At 55.3% G+C, this 21,043-nt stretch carries 19 protein-coding genes; 15 read left to right on the top strand and 4 right to left on the bottom strand.

Going from position 1 to position 21,043, the window contains the following annotated elements; all coding sequences use genetic code 11:
* Window positions 1-39: 39 nt before the first annotated feature.
* Complete coding sequence (gene rne / locus FHC49_RS16090) at window positions 40-3,306, bottom strand: ribonuclease E (protein ID WP_220440290.1); 3,267 nt, start codon at window positions 3,304-3,306, stop codon at window positions 40-42.
* A 656-nt stretch (window positions 3,307-3,962) separates the two neighbouring features.
* On the opposite strand from rne, the gene rluC reads away from it, so the two are divergent.
* Complete coding sequence (gene rluC / locus FHC49_RS16095; RefSeq protein ID WP_185666415.1) at window positions 3,963-4,925, top strand: 23S rRNA pseudouridine(955/2504/2580) synthase RluC; 963 nt, start codon at window positions 3,963-3,965, stop codon at window positions 4,923-4,925.
* Window positions 4,926-4,970: 45 nt separating this feature from the next.
* Here the strand turns inward: rluC and FHC49_RS16100 are convergent, their stop codons facing one another.
* The 3 genes from FHC49_RS16100 to FHC49_RS16110 form a co-directional block, all read right to left on the bottom strand.
* Window positions 4,971-6,206, bottom strand: coding sequence for an MFS transporter (locus FHC49_RS16100; protein WP_220440291.1), 1,236 nt, complete (start codon window positions 6,204-6,206; stop codon window positions 4,971-4,973).
* Between the two features lie 105 nt (window positions 6,207-6,311).
* The gene (locus tag FHC49_RS16105; protein WP_255581391.1) at window positions 6,312-7,436 is read right to left on the bottom strand and encodes a dienelactone hydrolase family protein; all 1,125 of its coding nucleotides are present in this window, start codon (window positions 7,434-7,436) and stop codon (window positions 6,312-6,314) included.
* 175 nt (window positions 7,437-7,611) lie between these two features.
* Window positions 7,612-8,196 (bottom strand): nucleoside triphosphate pyrophosphatase, encoded by a 585-nt coding sequence (locus FHC49_RS16110; RefSeq protein WP_185666414.1) that lies wholly within the window; start codon window positions 8,194-8,196, stop codon window positions 7,612-7,614.
* Between the two features lie 142 nt (window positions 8,197-8,338).
* Between FHC49_RS16110 and yceD the strand changes: the two genes are divergently transcribed.
* The 14 genes from yceD (at window position 8,339) to ptsG (ending at window position 20,834) form a co-directional block, all read left to right on the top strand.
* Complete coding sequence (gene yceD / locus FHC49_RS16115; protein WP_185666413.1) at window positions 8,339-8,860, top strand: 23S rRNA accumulation protein YceD; 522 nt, start codon at window positions 8,339-8,341, stop codon at window positions 8,858-8,860.
* Between the two features lie 16 nt (window positions 8,861-8,876).
* Window positions 8,877-9,050, top strand: coding sequence for a 50S ribosomal protein L32 (gene rpmF, locus FHC49_RS16120; protein WP_003036242.1), 174 nt, complete (start codon window positions 8,877-8,879; stop codon window positions 9,048-9,050).
* 79 nt (window positions 9,051-9,129) lie between these two features.
* On the top strand, window positions 9,130-10,188 hold the full coding sequence (plsX, locus tag FHC49_RS16125; RefSeq protein ID WP_185666412.1) for a phosphate acyltransferase PlsX: 1,059 nt from the start codon (window positions 9,130-9,132) through the stop codon (window positions 10,186-10,188).
* Window positions 10,189-10,247: 59 nt separating this feature from the next.
* Complete coding sequence (locus tag FHC49_RS16130; RefSeq protein ID WP_185666411.1) at window positions 10,248-11,201, top strand: beta-ketoacyl-ACP synthase III; 954 nt, start codon at window positions 10,248-10,250, stop codon at window positions 11,199-11,201.
* Between the two features lie 17 nt (window positions 11,202-11,218).
* Window positions 11,219-12,148, top strand: a complete 930-nt coding sequence (gene fabD, locus FHC49_RS16135) for an ACP S-malonyltransferase (protein ID WP_220440293.1) — start codon at window positions 11,219-11,221, stop codon at window positions 12,146-12,148.
* A 10-nt stretch (window positions 12,149-12,158) separates the two neighbouring features.
* Window positions 12,159-12,893, top strand: a complete 735-nt coding sequence (fabG, locus tag FHC49_RS16140; protein WP_035894171.1) for a 3-oxoacyl-ACP reductase FabG — start codon at window positions 12,159-12,161, stop codon at window positions 12,891-12,893.
* A 209-nt stretch (window positions 12,894-13,102) separates the two neighbouring features.
* Window positions 13,103-13,339, top strand: a complete 237-nt coding sequence (acpP, locus tag FHC49_RS16145) for an acyl carrier protein (protein WP_000103754.1) — start codon at window positions 13,103-13,105, stop codon at window positions 13,337-13,339.
* Window positions 13,340-13,427: 88 nt separating this feature from the next.
* A complete protein-coding gene (gene fabF, locus FHC49_RS16150) occupies window positions 13,428-14,669 on the top strand; it encodes a beta-ketoacyl-ACP synthase II (protein ID WP_185666409.1) in 1,242 nt (413 codons plus the stop codon).
* Window positions 14,670-14,810: 141 nt separating this feature from the next.
* Complete coding sequence (pabC, locus tag FHC49_RS16155) at window positions 14,811-15,620, top strand: aminodeoxychorismate lyase (protein WP_220440294.1); 810 nt, start codon at window positions 14,811-14,813, stop codon at window positions 15,618-15,620.
* 1 nt (window position 15,621) lies between these two features.
* Entirely contained in the window at window positions 15,622-16,644 is a 1,023-nt protein-coding gene (gene yceG, locus FHC49_RS16160) for a cell division protein YceG (protein WP_220440295.1), read from the top strand.
* Entirely contained in the window at window positions 16,634-17,275 is a 642-nt protein-coding gene (gene tmk / locus FHC49_RS16165) for a dTMP kinase (protein WP_185666406.1), read from the top strand. The genes yceG and tmk overlap by 11 nt, the downstream gene beginning before the upstream one ends.
* The gene (holB, locus tag FHC49_RS16170; RefSeq protein ID WP_220440296.1) at window positions 17,272-18,276 is read left to right on the top strand and encodes a DNA polymerase III subunit delta'; all 1,005 of its coding nucleotides are present in this window, start codon (window positions 17,272-17,274) and stop codon (window positions 18,274-18,276) included. The genes tmk and holB overlap by 4 nt, the downstream gene beginning before the upstream one ends.
* Window positions 18,277-18,286: 10 nt before the next feature.
* On the top strand, window positions 18,287-19,081 hold the full coding sequence (locus FHC49_RS16175) for a metal-dependent hydrolase (RefSeq protein ID WP_220440297.1): 795 nt from the start codon (window positions 18,287-18,289) through the stop codon (window positions 19,079-19,081).
* A 319-nt stretch (window positions 19,082-19,400) separates the two neighbouring features.
* Window positions 19,401-20,834 carry a PTS glucose transporter subunit IIBC gene (ptsG, locus tag FHC49_RS16180; protein WP_220440298.1) on the top strand — a complete coding sequence of 478 codons (1,434 nt, stop codon included), beginning with the start codon at window positions 19,401-19,403 and terminating at the stop codon, window positions 20,832-20,834.
* Window positions 20,835-21,043: the final 209 nt, after the last annotated feature.

A 21,043-nucleotide genomic window follows, 5' to 3' on the forward strand; every position in this document is an offset into this window, starting at 1 on the left:
CGGCCACCGGGGCCGATTTTTTATTTCACACGCGGGCGGTTATTCAACCGGCTGCGGGCGGGTTGGACCTGAGGTCGCAGTATGCGTTGCGCTGTGACCACCGGCGGAACCTTTACCGTCGAAGTCAAAGGCAGGGCGAACCCAGTCGCTGTGACGCGGCGCTTCAGGCACATAGGTTGGCGCAGGTGCGCGAGTCATTGGTGCCGTGGCATGGTGAGCGGCGGCAGGGGCTGGCTCGGCGACAACAGGCGCTTCGACAACCGGTGCCGGTGCAACCACTGGCGCTTCAACGACCGGAGCTGCTGCGACAACTGGCGCAACCACTTCAGGCGTTACCGCTACCGGAGCTTCAACCACTGGCTCTGCGACTGCCGGTTCGGCTTCCACGTTGGCTTCTTCAACCGGCGCTGGGGTTTCGGCAACCGGCTGTGCCGGCGCTTCTTCAACAACGACTGGCTCTTCAGCTACCGCTTCTGTAACGACCGGAGCAGGCGCATCTTCCTGCGCTGGCGCTGCTGCTTCAGCAACCACCACAACAGGTTCAACGACGGCTTCTGATTCAACCACTTCCGCAGGCTGTACCGGCGCTTCAACCGCTACCGGTGCAACTGGCTCAGCGGCAGCGATAGGCGCTACGGCTTGCTCAACGGTTTCTGCCACGATTGGTTGTGCAATCTCTTCCTGCTCAACCGGTGCATCAACGATGGCCTGATCCTGAACCTGTGCAACCGGGTAACGGATCCACACTTTACCGGATGCCAGTTCTGGCGACGCACAGGCGACGGTCAGCGGCATTGGTGATTGGGTCGGGTAACGCTCATCACGGTAGCGACGGCGACGCTGGCCGCTGACGCGCAGGTGACGTGGAGAACGACGGGAGCGACGCGGCATACCGTTGTTATCACGACCTTCTGCGCTATCGTCCTGCTCGGCTTGCGCCGGAACATCAACGACGGCTGGCAGATCAACTTTCGCCAGAGCGGTACGTGGTGCTTCTTCTTGCTGTGGTTCATCAGCAATCAGTTCACGTGCTGCGGTCTGCTCAGGGGTTTCGATACGCACTTTCTGCGACAGCTGACGCGGCTTGCGACGCGGCATGTTCTGAACGCGCTCTTCCGCTGCGGCTTCCTCAGCAATAACCGGCTGTTCTTCGCGGCTCTGCGGCTTAGCTTCCTGCGGTTGCTGACGTTTTTCGTCGTTGCGGCGGCGGTTACGTTCGCGGCGGGACTGCTGCTGCTCGTCACGGGATTTCGCTTTCTCGCTGTCGTCTACGGCAGCGGCCTGGCGGTTTTCACGTGCCTCACCGGTCTGCTGTGGCTTTTCACGACGGTTGCGACGGTTGTCCTCGCGGCCTTCACGGCTCTCGCGCGGTTCACGGCCTTCAGCGTTTTCACCACGGTCGTTACGTTCGTTACGCTCGTTGCGATCGCCACGGCGGTCGTTACGATCACCACGATCATTACGGTCGCGACGGTTGTTCTGACGCGGTTTGCGACGTTCCTGTTGACGTTCCGGCTTGGCTTCCTGCTTCTCTGGCTGGGCTTCAACCGGCGTTTCCGGGGTACCGGCAAACAGGTTTTTCAGCGCGCCGAAGAAACGGGAAATCAGGCCTGGTGCAGCAGGTGCGGCAGCAGCGGTCGTTTTAGCCTGCGGCGCAGCGGCAACAGCACTGGTTTTGACAGCCGTTGGCTCTGGCACTTCAGGCATCACGAAGGTCGCCAGCGCTGGCTGTTCAGGCAGCTTACGCTCAACAAACTCTTCTTCTACCGGCAACGCCATGGCTTCTTCATGCAGCTTCGGCAGCAGGTAGCTCAGGGTAGTGGTCTCTTCACCTTTACGCACGCGCAGTACGGAGTAGTGCGGGGTTTCCATCTGATCGTTTGGCACGATGATGCAGCGAACATCGCCCTGACGGGATTCGATGGCGCTGATAGCGGCGCGCTTTTCGTTCAGCAGGTAAGAGGCAATTGGCACTGGGACAATCGCATGAACTTCTTTGGTGTTCTCTTTCAGCGCTTCTTCTTCAATCAGACGCAGAATGGAGAGCGACAGCGATTCGTTGTCACGCACGGTACCTGTACCGGAGCAGCGCGGGCAGACGTGGTGGCTGGATTCACCCAGTGACGGGCTCAGACGCTGACGGGACATCTCCAGCAGGCCGAAGCGAGAAATGTGGCTGATCTGGATACGCGCACGGTCCTGACGCACCGCTTCACGTAGACGGTTTTCTACCGCGCGCTGGTGGCGTACCGGGGTCATGTCGATAAAGTCGATAACGATCAGGCCGCCGAGGTCACGCAGGCGGAGCTGACGGGCGATTTCATCGGCCGCTTCCAGGTTGGTGTTGAATGCGGTTTCTTCGATGTCGCCGCCGCGGGTAGCACGTGCGGAGTTGATATCGATAGCGGTCAGCGCTTCGGTGCTATCGATAACGATAGAACCGCCTGACGGCAGACGGACTTCACGCTGGAAAGCGGATTCAATCTGCGATTCGATCTGGTAGTGGCTGAACAGCGGGATTTCACCGGTGTACAGTTTGATTTTGCTGCTGAAATCCGGACGACCCAGCGCAGAAATGTGCTGACGCGCCATCTCCATCACTTTCGGGTTATCGATCAGGATTTCGCCGATGTCCTGGCGCAGATAGTCGCGGAAGGCGCGAACAATCACGTTGCTTTCCTGGTGAATCAGGAACGGAGCAGGGCGGCTGTCAGCGGCTTTCTGGATAGCTTCCCAGTGCTTCAGGCGGAAGCTTAAATCCCACTGCAGCGCTTCGGCGGATTTACCCACGCCAGCGGTACGTACGATCAAGCCCATGCCGTCCGGCAGCTCGAGGCTTGCCAGCGCTTCTTTCAGTTCGGTGCGATCGTCACCTTCAATGCGACGGGAGATACCGCCAGCACGTGGGTTGTTCGGCATCAGCACCAGGTAGCTGCCCGCAAGGCTGATAAAGGTGGTCAGTGCAGCGCCTTTGTTGCCGCGCTCTTCTTTATCAATCTGAACGATAACTTCCTGACCTTCGCGCAGGACGTCTTTGATGTTCGGACGACCATGAGCGTTGTAATTAGCAGGGAAGTATTCGCGAGCAATTTCTTTGAGGGGGAGGAAACCATGACGTTCGGCGCCGTAATCAACAAATGCGGCTTCGAGACTTGGTTCAATACGGGTAATTTTGCCTTTGTAGATGTTCGCTTTTTTCTGTTCGTGTCCTGGGCTTTCAATATCCAGATCGTACAGACGCTGCCCATCAACGAGGGCGACACGCAACTCTTCCTGCTGAGTTGCGTTGATTAACATTCTTTTCATCGTAACTTACTCATTATTCTTACATTGACGACTAAGCTGCGAGCAGAGTGTTGCCTTTCCGGGGTAAACCGATGGCCTCGTGACTATTCACGTCGCCAACCTCACGGTTGTCGCTCGCTTAAGAGGCGCAGAGTGTCGGTAGCCTGTGTTTCAAGCGGAAACACAGCGCAATTATTTGGGGAACAGCCTGGGATAACTCTCCAGAGAAGATTCCATTTATACTCGTTATCTTTCAGAAGGTAGAGGTCTGCACGGATGTTTCCCGTTGCGTTTTCTGTCTGCCATCTAAAAATCATACAGTATATGTACCGGTAAGGACTGCAACTCGCAGCCCGCTAACTGTCTGAACGATCAATACGTCTTACGCCATTGCTGCGTGGATGATCGGACGGACAAAACTGGTCATTCCGTAAATATCCTTGTTATTCCAGGTTCAACACGGAAAACAGATTCATTATTCCTTGCTAACCTGGTTATAGCAAGATGACTTTCACCTTTTATCACCCGGTTACTCACAGTTTTTTCACCAGTCCGATGAGATTGTTCTAATAACAAACAACTCATAGGGTGAAGCAACGTCAGAAATGGGTAATGATAAATATAAGCATAGAAAAATGAGTGGCGCTATTGAGCCGGGATATTTAGAATCGCGCACCATGAAAACTGAGACTCCGACCGTAAAAATGATTGCCATTAGCGCTGATGAAGCCGGGCAACGAATTGACAACTTTTTGCGCACCCAGCTGAAGGGCGTGCCGAAGAGCATGATTTACCGCATCCTGCGTAAGGGTGAAGTGCGGGTAAACAAAAAACGCATCAAACCAGAATATAAGCTGGAAGCCGGTGATGAAGTGCGTATCCCACCGGTGCGCGTCGCCGAGCGTGAAGAAGAGGCGGTGTCACCGCATCTGCAAAAAGTCGCGGCGCTGAGCGACGTGATCCTCTATGAAGACGATCATATTCTTGTGCTGAACAAGCCTTCTGGTACCGCCGTGCACGGCGGCAGCGGCCTGAGCTTTGGCGTGATTGAAGGGCTGCGCGCTTTACGCCCGGAAGCCCGCTTCCTTGAGCTGGTACACCGCCTGGATCGCGACACCTCCGGCGTCCTGCTGGTGGCGAAGAAGCGCTCTGCGCTGCGTTCGCTGCACGAACAGCTGCGCGAGAAGGGGATGCAAAAAGATTACCTGGCGCTGGTACGCGGGCAGTGGCAGTCCCACGTTAAAGTGGTGCAGGCACCGCTGCTGAAAAATATTCTGCAAAGCGGCGAGCGCATTGTGCGCGTGAGCCAGGAAGGGAAGCCGTCGGAAACCCGCTTTAAGGTGGAAGAACGCTATACCCACGCCACGCTGGTGCGCTGTAGCCCGGTGACCGGGCGTACGCACCAGATCCGCGTGCACACGCTGCATGCCGGTCACCCGATTGCCTTCGATGACCGTTATGGTGACCGCGAGTTTGATAAACAGCTCGCAGGCACTGGCCTGAACCGTCTGTTCCTGCATGCTGCTGCACTGAAGTTTACTCACCCGGGTACCGGTGAAGTGCTGCGTATTGAAGCGCCGCTGGATGACCAGCTCAAGCGCTGCCTGCAAGTGCTGCGTAATCAAAGCAAGCAGCAGTAACAGGCTGTTATAAAGTGAAAAGCGGGCTCTGAGAGCCCGCTTTTTTTATGCCATGTCGCTGACGCGAACGGCGACGCTTTTTTCTTTAATCGGCAGGTTCACCAGCGCGGCTAGCAGCGCCAGCGCAATATCCGCGTACCACACCCACGTCAGACTTCCTTCGTACTGCATCGCCACGCCGCCCAGCCAGGCACCGAAAAAGGCCCCAATCTGATGGGTAAACAGCGTGAAGCCAAACAGCGTTGCCAGGTAGCGGGTGCCGAAGAGCTTGCCGATGATGCCTGCCGTCGGCGGCACGGTGGCAAGCCAGGTAAAACCGATTGCGCAGGCGAAGATATAGAAGGCCGCCTCTGATTTCGAGGAAACCAGGAACAACGCAATCATCACCGCACGGGAGGCATACAGCACCGCCAGAATGTACTTCATCGGATAACGCTTGCCGAGAAAGCCCGCCATGATGCTGCCCGCAATGTTGCATAAGCCAATCAGCGACAGGCTGATAGCCGGAACGGTGGCATCGTGTCCGCAGAGTGCGGCTTCAGATGGCAGGTGGGTAGTCAGAAATGCGACGTGAAAACCGCAGGTGAGAAAGCCTGCGTGCAGCAACAGATAGCTTGGATTACGAAAGGCGAGGGCAATCTGCTGTTTAAGTCCTGGGTCGGCCGCTGATGAGGCAGGTGCATATGCCAACGGGCGTTTATCGCCGCGACACAGCATCCAGGACGGAAAGATGGTCGCAAGGGCGGCAATCGCCAGAAACACCAGCCCAGAGGCCATGCCGCGCAGGCCGATAATCAACTGCACCAGCGGGGCAAAGATAAACTGCCCAACGGAGCCACCGGCGTTGATCAGCCCGCTTGCCATGGAACCCTTATCGGTAGGCAGACGGCTGGCGACTACGCCAATCAGTACCGAGAAGCTGCCCGCCGCGGCACCTGCGGGGCTGAGCAGACCTTGCGCCAGGGTTAAGGGCAGAAACGACGCGGCCCACAGCGTGCCAAGCTGACCCAATGCAATCATTAGCGCACCAAGTACCAGTACGCTGAACGCGCCGCGTTTATCTGCCCAGGCGCCAAACAGCGGCTGGAACGCTCCCCACATCAATTGACCAATCGCCAGCGCCATGCTGATTTCGGCGATGCTCATCGACGTTTCCATCACGATAGGGTGCACAAATAGCCCCACGGTCTGACGGATACCCATGGTGATCATCAGGATCAGGCTGGCAAGCGTAATAGGAAGCCAAAGCGAAGCAGAGGGCGGCGAAGATGGGGCGCTCACGGAGCACTCCTTGGGTCAGGGAAAAGGGTGGCGAGAGAGTACTGAGTCCGGCAAGAAAAAGCTATGCCCTCAGACCTGATATCACACCGGGCTGAGGGCGAGGGGTTAAGGTTTCAACCATTTATCCAGCCACGGGAACACTTCCTCCTGCTGTTGCTGGTAAAAGACGTGACCTAACGCTGGCCAGGTTTTGGTTACTAGCATGTTGTCGGCTTTTTGCGAAGACCAGACGCGGTGCACTTTGGCAAAGGCATCGTTGACTGCGCTGGCCGGGAAAAGCGTGTCCTGTCCGCCGCTAAATATCAGCATCGGTTTCGGTGCGGCCAGGCTTGCAATATCCGGAATATCCATTTTGGCCGCCATACCCGGATGCAGCATGTAAAAGGCCGACTGGCCGCGCAGCACGTTGTTACCCGGGGTCATCAGGCCGTTATAGGTACCGAACCAGGAGATAACCGCCGTGGCGGCGACCTTATCGGACAGCGCTGCCAGCTGCCAGGCGCGGTAGCCGCCCATTGAGAAGCCGAGCACGCCGATACGCTGGCTATCGACCCCTTTAAGCGAGGTGAGGAAGTCTACGGTGCGCATATCTTCATACGCCACTTCGCCTGCCAGAGAACGTCCCAGATTAAAGTAGTTGCTGGCCAGAGCCTGCTGCTGTTCATACACCATCGGCCCGCGATCGCCCCATCCGGGGCTATCGATGGCGATAACCACGTAGCCACGCTTTGCCAGTTCATCGCCAATAAAACGCCCGCTGAAGAATTTATCGGCCCAGGCCTGGGCGCTGGCAAGCTGCTCGGCGTTACCCCATGGGCGGATGAGTTTCTCTTTGCCGATATCGAATTTCGAACCGTGGTCGTGGAGCAGGACGATTGCCGGATGTGGGCCCGGGGATTTTGGCGTCAGCATCAGCGCAGCGATGCGGTTGTCGTCGGTGATGTTAAGGGCCAGCTTTTCTGCGGTGTAGCTGCCTCGGTCTTCGCGGGCGATGTTTTGTGCGTCGAAGGGTTTGGTCGCGTCAGGAGTGAGAAGCGAGTGACGAAATAACTGACGGGCATGCTGCTGCCACGTTTTAAAATCGGAATAGTGCCCGGAAAGCCATGAATCAGGGTACTGCATCTGGCTTTTCATCTGTTGCCAGCTGGCGGGAAGGTTGCCTTCGACAATGCCCTGATGCTGCCAGTCATCAGCGGCATTGGCCTGCGTTGCGCTCAGCATTGCCAGCATAAATAACAGTTTAGGGGTACCACGCATTCTCTCTCCTTAAATTAAAACAATGTTTCAATGTGGAGTCTGAATTGTAATGGTGATGAAAAAATAAACTGTGATCGTGGGGGGATTTCCCGGCGTTGCTGCGCTCGGCCGGGCTACCTATCCCAAGTGTAGCGGCGCCGGGAATGCACTAATCTGCCAGCGGGTTAAAGCGCTCCCGACGGAGCATTTTGCACAGGGCAATCAGCGGTAAACCAATCAGCGTGTTCGGATCGCGCCCTTCAAGGCGGTCAAATAATGCAATCCCCAATCCCTCACTTTTAAAGCTGCCGGCGCAGTTGAGCGGATTTTCTTTACGGATATAGGCGTTGATTTCTTGCTCACTTAAATGGCGAAAATGAACGTCGAACGGCTCGCATTCCGTTTGTAGCTGACCATTGGCGGAGTTATACAGCGCCAGCCCGGTATAAAACGTCACCACATTGCCACTGGCCTTTTTTAATTGCAGGCGAGCATTCTCTTCGGTGTGCGGTTTACCGGTGATTTCTCCATCGAGCAAACAGACCTGGTCGGAGCCAATAATCAGATGGTTAGGGAAACGCACGGCCAGCGCCTGGGCTTTGGCCTGCGCCAGTCGCAGGACCAGGCTGCGTGGGGTTTCGCCCGGTAGCGGCAGTTCATCAACCTCGGGGGCGGCGCACTCGAAGGGCAGGCCGAGTTTCTCGAGCAGCTGTTTGCGATAGGGGGATGTCGAAGCAAGAATCAATTCAGGCATAATTTTTTAAATAGACGGTAGCGAATTAGATTCCGACATTTTAAACTATAGGCCGCAATGTGTGCGAATTATTGGCAAAAGGCAACCTGAGGCTGCCTTTTTCTTTGACTCTATGACGTTACAAAGTTAATATGCGCGCCCTATGCAAAAGGTAAAATTACCCCTGACTCTCGATCCGGTTCGTACGGCTCAAAAACGCCTTGATTACCAGGGTATCTATACCCCCGATCAGGCGGAGCGCGTCGCCGCGTCCGTAGTCAGTGTGGACAGTGATGTAGAATGCGAAATGTCCTTCGATATCGATAACCAACGCCTCGCGGTTCTGACCGGTGATGCGAAGGTAACGGTATCGTTAGAATGTCAGCGTTGCGGGAAACCGTTTACTCATCATGTCTACACAAAGTATTGTTTCAGCCCGGTCAAAAATGATGATCAGGTTGAGGCACTCCCGGAAGCGTATGAGCCGATTGAGGTTAACGAATTCGGTGAAATCGATCTGCTGGCGTTGGTTGAAGATGAAATCATCCTCGCCTTGCCGGTAGTTCCGGTGCATGATTCTGAACACTGTGAAGTGTCCGAGGCGGACATGGTCTTTGGTGAATTGCCTGAAGAGGCACAGAAGCCAAACCCATTTGCCGTATTAGCCAGCTTAAAGCAAAAGTAATTGAGGAGTAAGGTCCATGGCCGTACAACAGAATAAACCAACCCGTTCCAAACGTGGCATGCGTCGTTCCCATGACGCTCTGACCGCAGTCACCAGCCTGTCTGTAGACAAAACTTCTGGTGAACAACACCTGCGTCACCACATCACTGCCGACGGTTTCTACCGTGGCCGTAAGGTAATCGCTAAGTAATCACGCGAAAGCGTGATGAAGCTTAGTGAGGAATTTCCCCGTTAACGCGGGGAAACCCAAACCAAGCGGCGACGATACCTTGACACGTCTAACCCTGGCGTTAGATGTCATGGGGGGCGATTTTGGCCCTTCCGTGACAGTGCCTGCAGCATTGCAGGCACTGAGTTCTAATCCGCAACTCTCACTTCTTTTAGTCGGTAATCCCGACGACATTACGCCATTACTTGCCAAAGCTGACTTTGAACAACGTTCACGTTTGCAGATTATCCCTGCCCAGTCGGTTATTGCCAGTGATGAACGGCCTTCGCATGCTATCCGCCATAGCCGCGGTAGCTCAATGCGTGTGGCGCTTGAGATGGTGAAAGAAGGGCGGGCCGAAGCCTGCGTTAGCGCCGGAAACACCGGTGCACTGATGGGGCTGGCAAAATTATTGATCAAGCCCATTCAGGGGATTGAGCGCCCGGCGCTGGTGACGGTTCTGCCGCATCAGCAAAAGGGCAAAACGGTGGTGCTGGATCTCGGCGCTAACGTGGATTGCGACAGTAACATGCTGGTGCAGTTTGCCGTCATGGGTTCGGTCATGGCCGAAGACGTGCTGGGAATTGAAAACCCGCGCGTTGCGCTACTGAACATCGGTGAAGAAGAGATTAAGGGTCATGATAGTATTCGTGATGCCTCATTAGTGTTAAAAACAATCTCTTCCCTCAACTATATCGGCTATCTTGAAGCCAATGAACTGTTGACGGGAAAAACCGATGTGCTGGTTTGCGATGGCTTCACAGGTAACGTCACCTTAAAGACGATGGAAGGGGTTGTCAGAGTCTTCCTCTCGCTGCTGAAATCACAGAGTGAAGGGAAAAAACGGTCGTGGTGGCTGTTTTTATTAAAGCGTTGGTTACAAAAAAGCCTGACAAGGCGATTCAGTCACCTCAACCCCGACCAGTATAATGGCGCCTGTCTGTTAGGATTGCGCGGCACGGTGATTAAGAGTCATGGTGCAGCCAATCAGCGAGCCTTTGCGATCGCTATAGAACAGGCAGTGCAGGCGGTGCAGCGACAAGTTCCTCAGCGAATTGCCGCTCGCCTGGAATCCGTATACCCCGCAGGATTCGACACTCTGGAAGCTGGCAACCGATAGCGCCAGCGCCCCGATGGTTGAATAGGGCGGCTATATTAGCGAAAAGTGACTGAGCGTACATGTATACGAAGATTATTGGTACCGGCAGCTATCTGCCTGAGCAAGTGCGGACTAACGCCGATCTGGAAAAAATGGTTGATACGTCTGACGAGTGGATTGTCACCCGTACAGGTATCCGTGAGCGCCGTATTGCTGGCCCTGATGAAAACGTGTCTACGCTGGGTTACGAAGCGGCAAAACGCGCGCTGGAAATGGCGGGCATTGAAGCCAGCGAACTGGGGCTGATTGTGGTGGCTACCACTTCTGCTACCCACGCTTTCCCAAGTGCAGCCTGTCAGATTCAGGAAATGCTGGGCGTGAAAGGCGCACCGGCATTTGACGTCGCGGCAGCGTGCGCAGGTTTCACCTACGCGCTGAGTGTGGCCGATCTGTACGTCAAAACGGGCGCAGTGAAATATGCGCTGGTGGTCGGTGCCGATACGCTGGCACGTACCTGCGATCCAACCGATCGCGGCACGATCATTATCTTCGGTGACGGCGCGGGCGCCGTGGTGCTTGGCGCATCTGAAGAGCCGGGCATCATCTCTACCCATCTGCATGCAGACGGGAGCTACGGTAAGCTGCTGACGCTGCCAAACGCCGATCGCGTTAACCCGGAAAACTCCATCCATCTGACGATGGCGGGTAACGAAGTCTTTAAAGTCGCGGTGACTGAACTGGCGCACATCGTTGATGAAACGCTGGCAGCGAATAACCTCGACCGTTCTGAACTGGACTGGCTGGTGCCGCACCAGGCGAACTTACGTATTATCAGCGCGACGGCGAAGAAGCTCGGCATGTCGATGGACAATGTCGTGGTCACTCTCGACCGTCACGGCAACACCTCCGCCGCTTCCGTTCCGTGTGCCTTTGACGAAGCAGTACGCGACGGTCGCATTAAACGCGGTCAACTGGTGCTGCTCGAGGCCTTCGGTGGCGGGTTCACCTGGGGCTCTGCGCTGGTTCGTTTCTAAGTATAAGGATTATAAACATGACGCAATTCGCTTTCGTGTTCCCGGGTCAGGGTTCACAGGCGGTAGGCATGCTGTCTGAACTGGCAGCAACCTATCCGGTTATTGAAGAAACTTTTCATGAAGCTTCCGCAGCGCTGGGCTACGATTTATGGGCGCTGACCCAACAGGGGCCTGCTGAAGAGCTGAACAAAACCTGGCAGACTCAGCCTGCGCTGCTGACCGCTTCCGTTGCCCTGTATCGTCTGTGGCAGCAGCAGGGCGGTAAAGCACCGACTCTGATGGCCGGTCACAGCCTGGGCGAATACTCTGCGCTGGTTTGCGCGGGCGTTATCGCTTTCGCTGACGCGGTGCGTCTGGTTGAACTGCGCGGCAAATTCATGCAGGAAGCGGTACCGGAAGGCACTGGCGGCATGTCTGCTATCATCGGTCTTGACGATGCGTCTATCGCTAAAGCGTGCGAAGCGTCTGCGGAAGGTCAGGTGGTTTCTCCGGTTAACTTCAACTCGCCGGGCCAGGTGGTTATCGCGGGTCACAAAGAAGCGGTTGAACGTGCAGGTGCCGCCTGCAAAGCAGCGGGCGCTAAGCGTGCGCTGCCGCTGCCGGTTAGCGTGCCATCCCACTGTGCGCTGATGAAGCCTGCTGCCGAGAAACTGGCCGTTGAGCTGCAGAAAATTACCTTTAACGCGCCGACTGTTCCGGTTGTGAACAACGTCGACGTGAAGTGCGAAACCGATGCCGACGCGATTCGCGACGCGCTGGTTCGCCAGCTGTACAGCCCGGTTCAGTGGACCAAAACCGTTGAGTTTATGGCATCCCAGGGCGTAGAGCATCTGTATGAAGTTGGTCCGGGTAAAGTCCTCACCGGTCTGACCAAACGTATTGTAGATACCCTGACTGCATCGGCCATTAACGAGCCGGCTGCCCTGTCAGCGGCACTTGCGCAATAAAGAGGAAAGCATGAGCTTTGAAGGAAAAATTGCACTGGTAACGGGTGCAAGCCGCGGTATTGGCCGCGCAATCGCTGAAACTCTCGTCGCTCGCGGCGCGAAAGTTATCGGTACTGCGACCAGCGAAAGCGGCGCGCAGGCGATTAGCGATTATTTGGGTGCGAACGGTAAAGGTCTGCTGTTGAATGTGACCGATCCGGCATCTATTGAATCTGTTCTCGGAAATATCCGCGCGGAATTTGGCGAAGTCGACATTCTGGTCAATAATGCCGGGATTACTCGTGATAACCTGTTAATGCGCATGAAAGATGACGAGTGGAACGATATCATCGAAACCAACCTGTCATCTGTTTTCCGTCTGTCAAAAGCGGTAATGCGCGCTATGATGAAAAAGCGTCATGGGCGTATCATCACTATCGGTTCTGTGGTTGGTACCATGGGAAATGCAGGTCAGGCTAACTACGCTGCGGCGAAAGCGGGTCTGATCGGCTTCAGTAAATCACTGGCGCGTGAAGTTGCGTCACGCGGTATTACTGTGAACGTTGTTGCTCCGGGCTTTATTGAAACGGACATGACGCGTGCGCTGACCGATGAGCAGCGTGCGGGTACACTGGCGGCAGTTCCTGCGGGGCGCCTCGGCACTCCAAATGAAATCGCTAGTGCGGTTGCATTTTTGGCCTCCGACGAAGCAAGTTACATCACTGGTGAAACGTTGCACGTAAACGGCGGGATGTACATGGTCTGATTGCGTTTTGCACAAAGTGCTCAGACAACGGGCAATCTACGTATGTCTGAGCATGATTAGTGCAAAATCATTTGCGTTATGAGGGCAAACACCCTCAAAATAGCGTAAAATCGTGGTACGACCTGCCGGGATTTAGTTGCAAATTTTTCAACATTTTATACACTACGAAAACCATCGCGAAAGCGAGTTTTGATAGGAAATTTAAGAGTATGAGCACTATCGAAGAACGCGTTAAGAAAATCATCGGCGAACAGCTGGGCGTTAAGCAGGAAGAAGTGACCAACAATGCTTCCTTCGTTGAAGACCTGGGCGCAGATTCTCTTGACACCGTTGAGCTGGTAATGGCTCTGGAAGAAGAGTTTGATACTGAGATTCCGGACGAAGAAGCTGAGAAAATCACCACCGTTCAGGCTGCCATTGATTACATCAACGGTCACCAGGCGTAAGTGAACATCTCCAGGCGGTCATTCGACCGCCTGAGTTTTATCTTTTTGTCCCACAAGTATCTATTTTATCCCTCCCTGGAGGACAAACGTGTCTAAGCGTCGTGTAGTTGTGACCGGACTGGGCATGTTGTCTCCTGTCGGCAATACCGTAGAGTCTACCTGGAAAGCTCTCCTTGCCGGTCAGAGTGGCATCAGCCTGATCGACCATTTCGATACTAGCGCCTATGCAACCAAATTTGCTGGCTTAGTAAAGGATTTTAACTGTGATGACATTATCTCGCGCAAAGAACAGCGCAAGATGGATGCCTTCATTCAATATGGAATTGTCGCTGGCGTTCAGGCCATGCAGGATTCTGGCCTTGAAATTACGGAAGAGAACGCTCACCGTATTGGCGCCGCTATTGGCTCCGGTATTGGCGGTCTCGGTCTTATCGAAGAAAACCACACCTCTCTGGTGAATGGTGGTCCTCGTAAGATCAGCCCGTTCTTCGTTCCGTCGACGATTGTTAACATGGTGGCAGGTCACCTGACCATCATGTTCGGTTTGCGTGGGCCAAGCATCTCCATCGCGACCGCCTGTACTTCCGGTGTGCACAACATCGGTCAGGCCGCGCGTATCATCGCTTATGGCGATGCGGATGCGATGGTTGCCGGTGGAGCTGAAAAAGCCAGTACCCCTCTGGGCGTTGGTGGTTTCGGTGCGGCGCGTGCGCTGTCTACGCGTAACGATAACCCGCAGGCGGCGAGCCGTCCGTGGGATAAAGAGCGTGATGGCTTTGTGCTGGGTGACGGCGCAGGTATGGTCGTACTGGAAGAGTACGAGCACGCGAAAAAACGTGGCGCGAAAATCTATGCTGAAGTCGTTGGCTTCGGTATGAGCAGCGATGCGTACCACATGACTTCACCGCCGGAAAACGGCGCAGGTGCAGCGCTGGCGATGGTTAACGCTATTCGCGACGCGGGCATTGATGCGGGCCAGATTGGTTACGTGAACGCCCACGGGACCTCTACGCCAGCGGGCGATAAAGCAGAAGCGCAGGCCGTTAAGTCTGTCTTCGGCGACGCTGCGAGCCGCGTAATGGTCAGCTCCACCAAGTCTATGACCGGCCATCTGCTCGGTGCTGCAGGCGCAGTAGAATCTATCTACTCCATCCTGGCACTGCGCGATCAGGCCGTTCCGCCAACCATCAACCTGGATAATCCGGATGAAGGTTGTGACCTGGACTTCGTACCTCACGAAGCGCGTCAGGTCAGCGGTATGGAGTACACCCTGTGTAACTCCTTCGGCTTTGGTGGTACCAACGGTTCACTGATCTTCAAAAAGGTCTGAGCCTGATTGTCTGATGGCGACGCGCTATCAGACAACGCATCGATGAAGGCCCGCATGTCGGGCCTTTTTTTATTCAGCTTTCTCTGCTTGTTCAGCGCGTTTCATCCTGCGACACTACCCGACCATCAATAAGGAGCCGCTATGTTCTTGATTAATGGCCTCGAGCAGAACACGCTCGCGGTGAACGATCGCGCTACTCAGTTTGGTGACGGTTGCTTTACCACCGCCAGAGTGGTCAACGGCCGGGTGCAGCTTCTGCCTGCGCACATCGCTCGCCTGCAATCCGCCTGTCAGCGGCTGGCTATTCCCTTCGAATTATGGTCAACGCTCAGCGATGAGATGATGATGCTGGCGCAGCGCCTGCAAAATGGGGTGCTCAAAATCATTCTTAGCCGTGGCGCAGGTGGCCGTGGCTATAGCGGCAGCGCCTGCCAGACGCCGACGCGGATACTCTCGACATCGGCTGCACCAGCCCATTACGCGCGCTGGAAAGCGGAGGGGATCACTCTTGCGCTCAGCCCGGTAACGCTTGGACGTAACCCGTATCTCGCGGGTCTTAAGCATCTCAATCGCCTCGAGCAGGTGCTGATTCGTTCTCATCTTGAGCAGACGACGGCCGATGAGGCCCTTGTCCTTGACAGCGACGGGTGGCTTACGGAATGCTGTGCCGCCAATCTGTTCTGGCGCTGCGGGCAGGATGTGTTTACGCCGCGCCTTGACCAGGCCGGAGTGGATGGGATTATGCGCCAGTTTATTATTGCGCAGCTGGCACGCTCGGCGTTTCGCGTTGTCGAAGTGAATGCGCCGCTGACGGCGATTGCGGAGGCGGATGAAGTGCTTATTTGTAACGCGCTGATGCCGCTTGTCCCCGTTCAGCACTATGCGGAGCAGCAGTGGTCTGCCCGCGAACTTTACCAATTTCTAGCCCCACTTTGTGAGTCGCCTGATTAGCATGAAGAAAATGTTACGCGTAGTTTTGTTACTGTTGGTTATTCTGGGCATTGCCGCCGGTATTGGCGTGTGGAAAGTCCGACAGCTCGCCAACAGTACGCTCCTGATTAAAGACGAGACGGTCTTTACGCTAAAAACCGGCACCGGGCGACTGGCGCTGGGCGACCAGCTTTACGCCGAGAAAGTGATCAACCGTCCACGGGTCTTCCAGTGGCTGCTGCGTCTTGAACCAGAGCTTTCCCACTTTAAGGCAGGTACCTATCGTTTCACGCCGCAGATGACCGTGCGTGAAATGCTGCAGTTGCTGGGTAGCGGCAAAGAGGCGCAGTTCCCGCTGCGTTTTGTTGAAGGGATGCGCCTCAGCGACTATCTCAAGCAGCTACGTGAAGCGCCGTACATCAAACACACGCTGAGCGATGATAAATACGCCACGGTAGCCGAAGCGCTTAAGTTCGATAACCCGGAATGGGTGGAAGGCTGGTTCTGGCCTGACACCTGGATGTACACCGCCAATACCAGCGATGTGGCTATCCTCAAGCGCGCGCACCAGAAAATGGTCGCACAGGTCGATAAAGTCTGGGAAGGGCGGGCGGATAACCTGTCGTACAATGACAAAAATCAGCTGGTGACGATGGCCTCTATTATTGAGAAAGAGACCGCGGTACCCGAAGAGCGCGACCGCGTAGCGTCGGTGTTTATCAACCGCCTGCGCATCGGCATGCGTCTGCAAACTGATCCGACCGTTATCTACGGTATGGGTGAGCGCTACGATGGAAAGCTTTCCCGTAAGGATCTTGAGACCCCGACCGCGTATAATACCTACACGATTTCTGGCCTGCCGCCGGGCGCGATTGCTAGCCCGGGCGAAGCCTCGCTGAATGCCGCCGCGCATCCGGCAAAAACGCCGTACCTCTATTTTGTGGCTGACGGCAAAGGCGGGCATACGTTTAATACCAATCTTGCGAGCCATAACCGCTCGGTACAGGATTACCTGAAAGTGCTAAAGGATAAAAATGCGCAGTAATTACATCGTCATTGAAGGACTGGAAGGGGCGGGCAAAACCACCGCTCGCGACGTGGTTGTCGAAACGCTTCGCAACCTCGGCGTAAACGACCTGCTGTTCACCCGTGAACCGGGCGGCACCGTGCTGGCAGAAAAACTGCGCAGCCTGGTGCTGGACATCAAATCAGTCGGCGACGAAGTGATTACCGATAAAGCGGAAGTGCTGATGTTCTACGCCGCGCGCGTGCAACTGGTTGAAACGGTGATCAAACCAGCACTGGCGAGCGGGAAGTGGGTTATTGGCGACCGCCACGATCTCTCCACTCAGGCCTATCAGGGCGGTGGTCGCGGTATCGATAGAGAGATGCTGTCGACGCTGCGCAATACGGTGCTTGGCGATTTTCGTCCGAACCTGACTATTTATCTCGACGTGACGCCGGAAGTGGGCCTGAAGCGTGCCCGTGCGCGTGGTGACCTCGACCGTATTGAGCAGGAGTCGCTGAACTTCTTCAACCGCACCCGCGCCCGTTATCTGGAGCTGGCGGCGGAAGATAGCAGTATTATTACTGTCGATGCCACCCAGCCGCTGGACAACGTGATGAACGATATCCGTGCGGCGGTCACCGCCTGGGTTGCGGAGCAGCAGGCATGAAATGGTACCCGTGGTTACGCCCACCGTTTGAGCAGCTTGTCGCAAGCTACCAGGCCGGACGGGGTCACCACGCGCTGTTGATTCAGGCGCGCGGCGGAATGGGGGCTGATTCACTGGCCTACGCCATCACCCGTTTTCTGATGTGCCAGACCCCCGACGGCCATAAAAGCTGTGGCAAGTGTCATAGCTGCCAGCTGATGCAGGCGGGGACGCACCCGGATTACTACGTGCTGCAGCCGGAAAAAGGCAAAAGCACGTTGGGCATCGACGCGGTGCGCGACACCAGCGAAAAACTGTATGAACATTCACGTCTTGGCGGGGCGAAAGTGGTGTGGATTGCCGATGCGGCACTGCTGACCGAAGCCGCCGCCAACGCGTTGTTAAAAACGCTGGAAGAGCCGCCGAAGAACACCTGGTTCTTCCTCGCTTGTGAAGAGCCGGCTCGCCTGTTGGCGACGCTGCGCAGTCGCTGCCGCGCTTTTCATCTGGCGCCGCCGAGCGAAGCCTATGCGCTGGCGTGGCTGGAGCGAGAAATCAGCCAGCCGCGAGAGACGCTGCTCACCGCGCTGCGCCTGTGCGACCATGCGCCAGCGGCCGCGCTGGAACTGCTGTCTCCAGAAAGTTGGGGCGCGCGCGAAAAGCTCTGCCAGGCGCTGAGCGCCACCTTAACCAGCGGCGATTGGTTGGCGCTTTTGCCGACGCTGAACCATGATTCAGTCGTGGCACGTCTGCACTGGTTCTCGTCGCTGCTGCTGGATGCCCTGAAGCATCAACAGCGCATTACGCGGCTGACCAACGCCGATAGCCTCGGTTTAGTGCATCAACTGGCGAACACGCTATCCGCTTCACGCCTACAGGTGATAGCCGCCGATGCCTGCACCTGCCGTGAGCAGTTGCTGAGCGTAACGGGGCTGAACCGCGAATTGATCCTCACCGAGCGCCTGCTGCGCTGGGAACAGTATTTGCAACCTGGTGTGGTACTGCCAGTATCCCACCTCTAAGAGAGACACCATGTTTTTAGTCGACTCGCATTGCCATCTTGATGGCCTTAATTATGAATCCCTGCACAAAGACGTTGATGATGTGATGGCGAAAGCCGCCGCGCGCGACGTCCGTTTTGCCCTCGCAGTCGCCACTACCATTCCTGGCTATCGCAGCATGCGTGAGCTGGTGGGCAATCGCCCGGAAGTGGTCTTTTCCTGCGGCGTTCACCCGCTGAATAAGGACGAGCCGTACGATGTTGAAGAACTGCGTCGTCTGGCGGCGGAAGAGGGTGTGGTCGCAATGGGGGAAACCGGGCTGGACTATTTCTACACCCCGGAAACCAAAGCGCAGCAGCAGCTCTCTTTTCGCCAGCACATTCAGATTGGCCGCGAGCTGAACAAGCCGGTCATCGTTCATACCCGCGACGCGCGTGCCGATACCCTGGCCATCCTGCAGGAAGAAAAGGTGACGGATTGCGGCGGTGTACTACACTGTTTCACTGAAGATAGAGAGACGGCGGGTAAGCTACTGGATATGGGCTTCTATATCTCGTTTTCCGGCATTGTCACTTTCCGTAATGCGGAGCAGCTTCGCGATGCCGCACGCTATGTACCGCTGGACAGGCTGCTGGTTGAGACCGATTCCCCGTACTTGGCTCCGGTACCGCATCGTGGTAAAGAGAACCAACCAGCGATGGTTCGAGACGTGGCAGAGTACATGGCGGTGCTGAAGGGCGTAAGCCTTGAACAGCTTGCGCTGCAGACGACCGATAACTTCGCCCGCCTTTTCCACATCGCCCCATCCCGCCTGCAATCTGCCTGATTTCATAGCTTATTTTATTGCTCGTAATTAATAGACAAAGCGAGTACAGTTCACCGCCATAAAAGTGGCGGTGAATGTTATTTCTGAAACATACAGACACGTTTTATGTAAAGAAGATTAAGATTTTGCGCTATAGCTCTTTGAAACGTGATAGCCGTCAAACAAAACCGGAGTGAATTATTTTACTCTGTGTAATAAATAAAAAGGGCACTTAGATGTCCTGTCCCTGGTGAGTCTCTCCCCTCTCACCAATGCGTGAAAACGTAGATATACACAACGTGTATAACAAAAGTACAAATACTCAGGAGCACTCCTAATTATGTTTAAGAATGCATTTGCTAACCTGCAGAAGGTCGGTAAATCGCTGATGCTGCCGGTTTCCGTGCTGCCTATCGCAGGTATCCTGCTGGGCGTCGGTTCCGCAAACTTCAGCTGGCTGCCAGCCGTCGTCTCTCATGTTATGGCAGAAGCAGGCGGTTCTGTTTTTGCTAACATGCCGCTTATCTTCGCTATCGGTGTAGCATTAGGCTTCACCAATAACGATGGCGTATCCGCACTCGCCTCAGTCGTCGCTTATGGCATCATGGTGAAAACCATGGCTGTGGTTGCGCCGCTGGTACTGCATTTACCGGCTGAAGAAATCACTGCTAAACACCTGGCTGATACCGGTGTTCTTGGCGGTATTATCTCCGGTGCAATTGCTGCGTACATGTTCAACCGCTTCTACCGCATCAAGCTGCCAGAATACCTGGGCTTCTTCGCGGGCAAGCGCTTTGTACCGATCATCTCAGGTCTGGCCGCTATCTTTACCGGTGTGATCCTGTCCTTCATCTGGCCACCAATTGGTACTGCTATCCAGACCTTCTCTCAGTGGGCTGCTTACCAGAACCCGGTTGTGGCGTTTGGTATCTACGGCTTCATCGAGCGCTGCCTGGTGCCGTTTGGTCTGCACCACATCTGGAACGTTCCATTCCAGATGCAGATTGGTGAATACACCAACGCCGCAGGCCAGGTATTCCACGGTGATATCCCTCGCTACATGGCAGGCGACCCGACTGCGGGCAAACTGTCCGGCGGCTTCCTGTTCAAAATGTACGGCCTGCCAGCTGCTGCGATTGCCATCTGGCACTCTGCTAAACCAGAGAACCGTGCAAAAGTGGGCGGTATCATGATCTCCGCAGCGTTGACCTCGTTCCTGACCGGTATTACCGAGCCGATCGAGTTCTCCTTCATGTTCGTTGCGCCGATTCTGTACATCATCCATGCGATTCTGGCTGGTCTGGCGTTCCCGATCTGTATCCTGCTGGGTATGCGTGACGGTACCTCCTTCTCTCACGGCCTGATCGACTTTATCGTACTGTCCGGTAACAGCAGCAAACTGTGGCTGTTCCCGATCGTGGGTATCTGCTATGCGATCGTTTACTACGTTGTCTTCCGCGTGCTGATTAAAGCACTGGACCTGAAAACCCCGGGTCGTGAAGATAACACTGAAGACACCAAAGCAACCGCAACCAGTGAAATGGCTCCGGCGCTGATTGCAGCCTTCGGCGGTAAAGAAAACATCACGAACCTTGATGCATGTATCACCCGTCTGCGCGTGAGCGTAGCCGACGTAGCGAAAGTTGATCAGGCTGGCCTGAAAAAACTGGGCGCTGCGGGCGTGGTGGTTGCAGGTTCCGGCGTTCAGGCGATTTTCGGTACTAAATCCGATAACCTGAAAACCGAGATGGACGACTATATTCGTAATCACTAATTGATTACGAGGTCGTAAAATTGGGGAGACTAAGGCAGCCGAATGGCTGCCTTTTTTACGTCTGTGAGATGGGCGTCAATCCCGGCGGCGCTTCTGTACGACCGGATACATAGGTAACACTTCAGACCGGGAACATAGGTAACACTTTCCTAGTCTATCCGGATAATACTACGGCTTTTCCGGTCATAGTAAGCAAGCGTTATACCGTT

The sequence above is a fragment of the Kluyvera sp. EC_51 genome (genome assembly GCF_019584505.1).
Lineage (GTDB): Bacteria > Pseudomonadota > Gammaproteobacteria > Enterobacterales > Enterobacteriaceae > Kluyvera > Kluyvera sichuanensis.

Excerpts from the sequence above, each read along its gene's own strand:
- acpP (WP_000103754.1), top strand. The coding sequence starts at position 13,103 with ATGAGCACTATCGAAGAACGCGTTAAGAAAATCATCGGCGAACAGCTG.
- rluC (WP_185666415.1), top strand. The coding sequence starts at position 3,963 with ATGAAAACTGAGACTCCGACCGTAAAAATGATTGCCATTAGCGCTGAT.
- fabG (WP_035894171.1), top strand. The coding sequence starts at position 12,159 with ATGAGCTTTGAAGGAAAAATTGCACTGGTAACGGGTGCAAGCCGCGGT.
- holB (WP_220440296.1), top strand. The coding sequence starts at position 17,272 with ATGAAATGGTACCCGTGGTTACGCCCACCGTTTGAGCAGCTTGTCGCA.
- yceG (WP_220440295.1), top strand. The coding sequence starts at position 15,622 with ATGAAGAAAATGTTACGCGTAGTTTTGTTACTGTTGGTTATTCTGGGC.
- FHC49_RS16175 (WP_220440297.1), top strand. The coding sequence starts at position 18,287 with ATGTTTTTAGTCGACTCGCATTGCCATCTTGATGGCCTTAATTATGAA.
- ptsG (WP_220440298.1), top strand. The coding sequence starts at position 19,401 with ATGTTTAAGAATGCATTTGCTAACCTGCAGAAGGTCGGTAAATCGCTG.
- fabD (WP_220440293.1), top strand. The coding sequence starts at position 11,219 with ATGACGCAATTCGCTTTCGTGTTCCCGGGTCAGGGTTCACAGGCGGTA.
- FHC49_RS16105 (WP_255581391.1), bottom strand. The coding sequence starts at position 7,436 with ATGCTGGCAATGCTGAGCGCAACGCAGGCCAATGCCGCTGATGACTGG.
- yceD (WP_185666413.1), top strand. The coding sequence starts at position 8,339 with ATGCAAAAGGTAAAATTACCCCTGACTCTCGATCCGGTTCGTACGGCT.
- rne (WP_220440290.1), bottom strand. The coding sequence starts at position 3,306 with ATGAAAAGAATGTTAATCAACGCAACTCAGCAGGAAGAGTTGCGTGTC.
- tmk (WP_185666406.1), top strand. The coding sequence starts at position 16,634 with ATGCGCAGTAATTACATCGTCATTGAAGGACTGGAAGGGGCGGGCAAA.
- FHC49_RS16130 (WP_185666411.1), top strand. The coding sequence starts at position 10,248 with ATGTATACGAAGATTATTGGTACCGGCAGCTATCTGCCTGAGCAAGTG.
- rpmF (WP_003036242.1), top strand. The coding sequence starts at position 8,877 with ATGGCCGTACAACAGAATAAACCAACCCGTTCCAAACGTGGCATGCGT.
- FHC49_RS16110 (WP_185666414.1), bottom strand. The coding sequence starts at position 8,196 with ATGCCTGAATTGATTCTTGCTTCGACATCCCCCTATCGCAAACAGCTG.
- pabC (WP_220440294.1), top strand. The coding sequence starts at position 14,811 with ATGTTCTTGATTAATGGCCTCGAGCAGAACACGCTCGCGGTGAACGAT.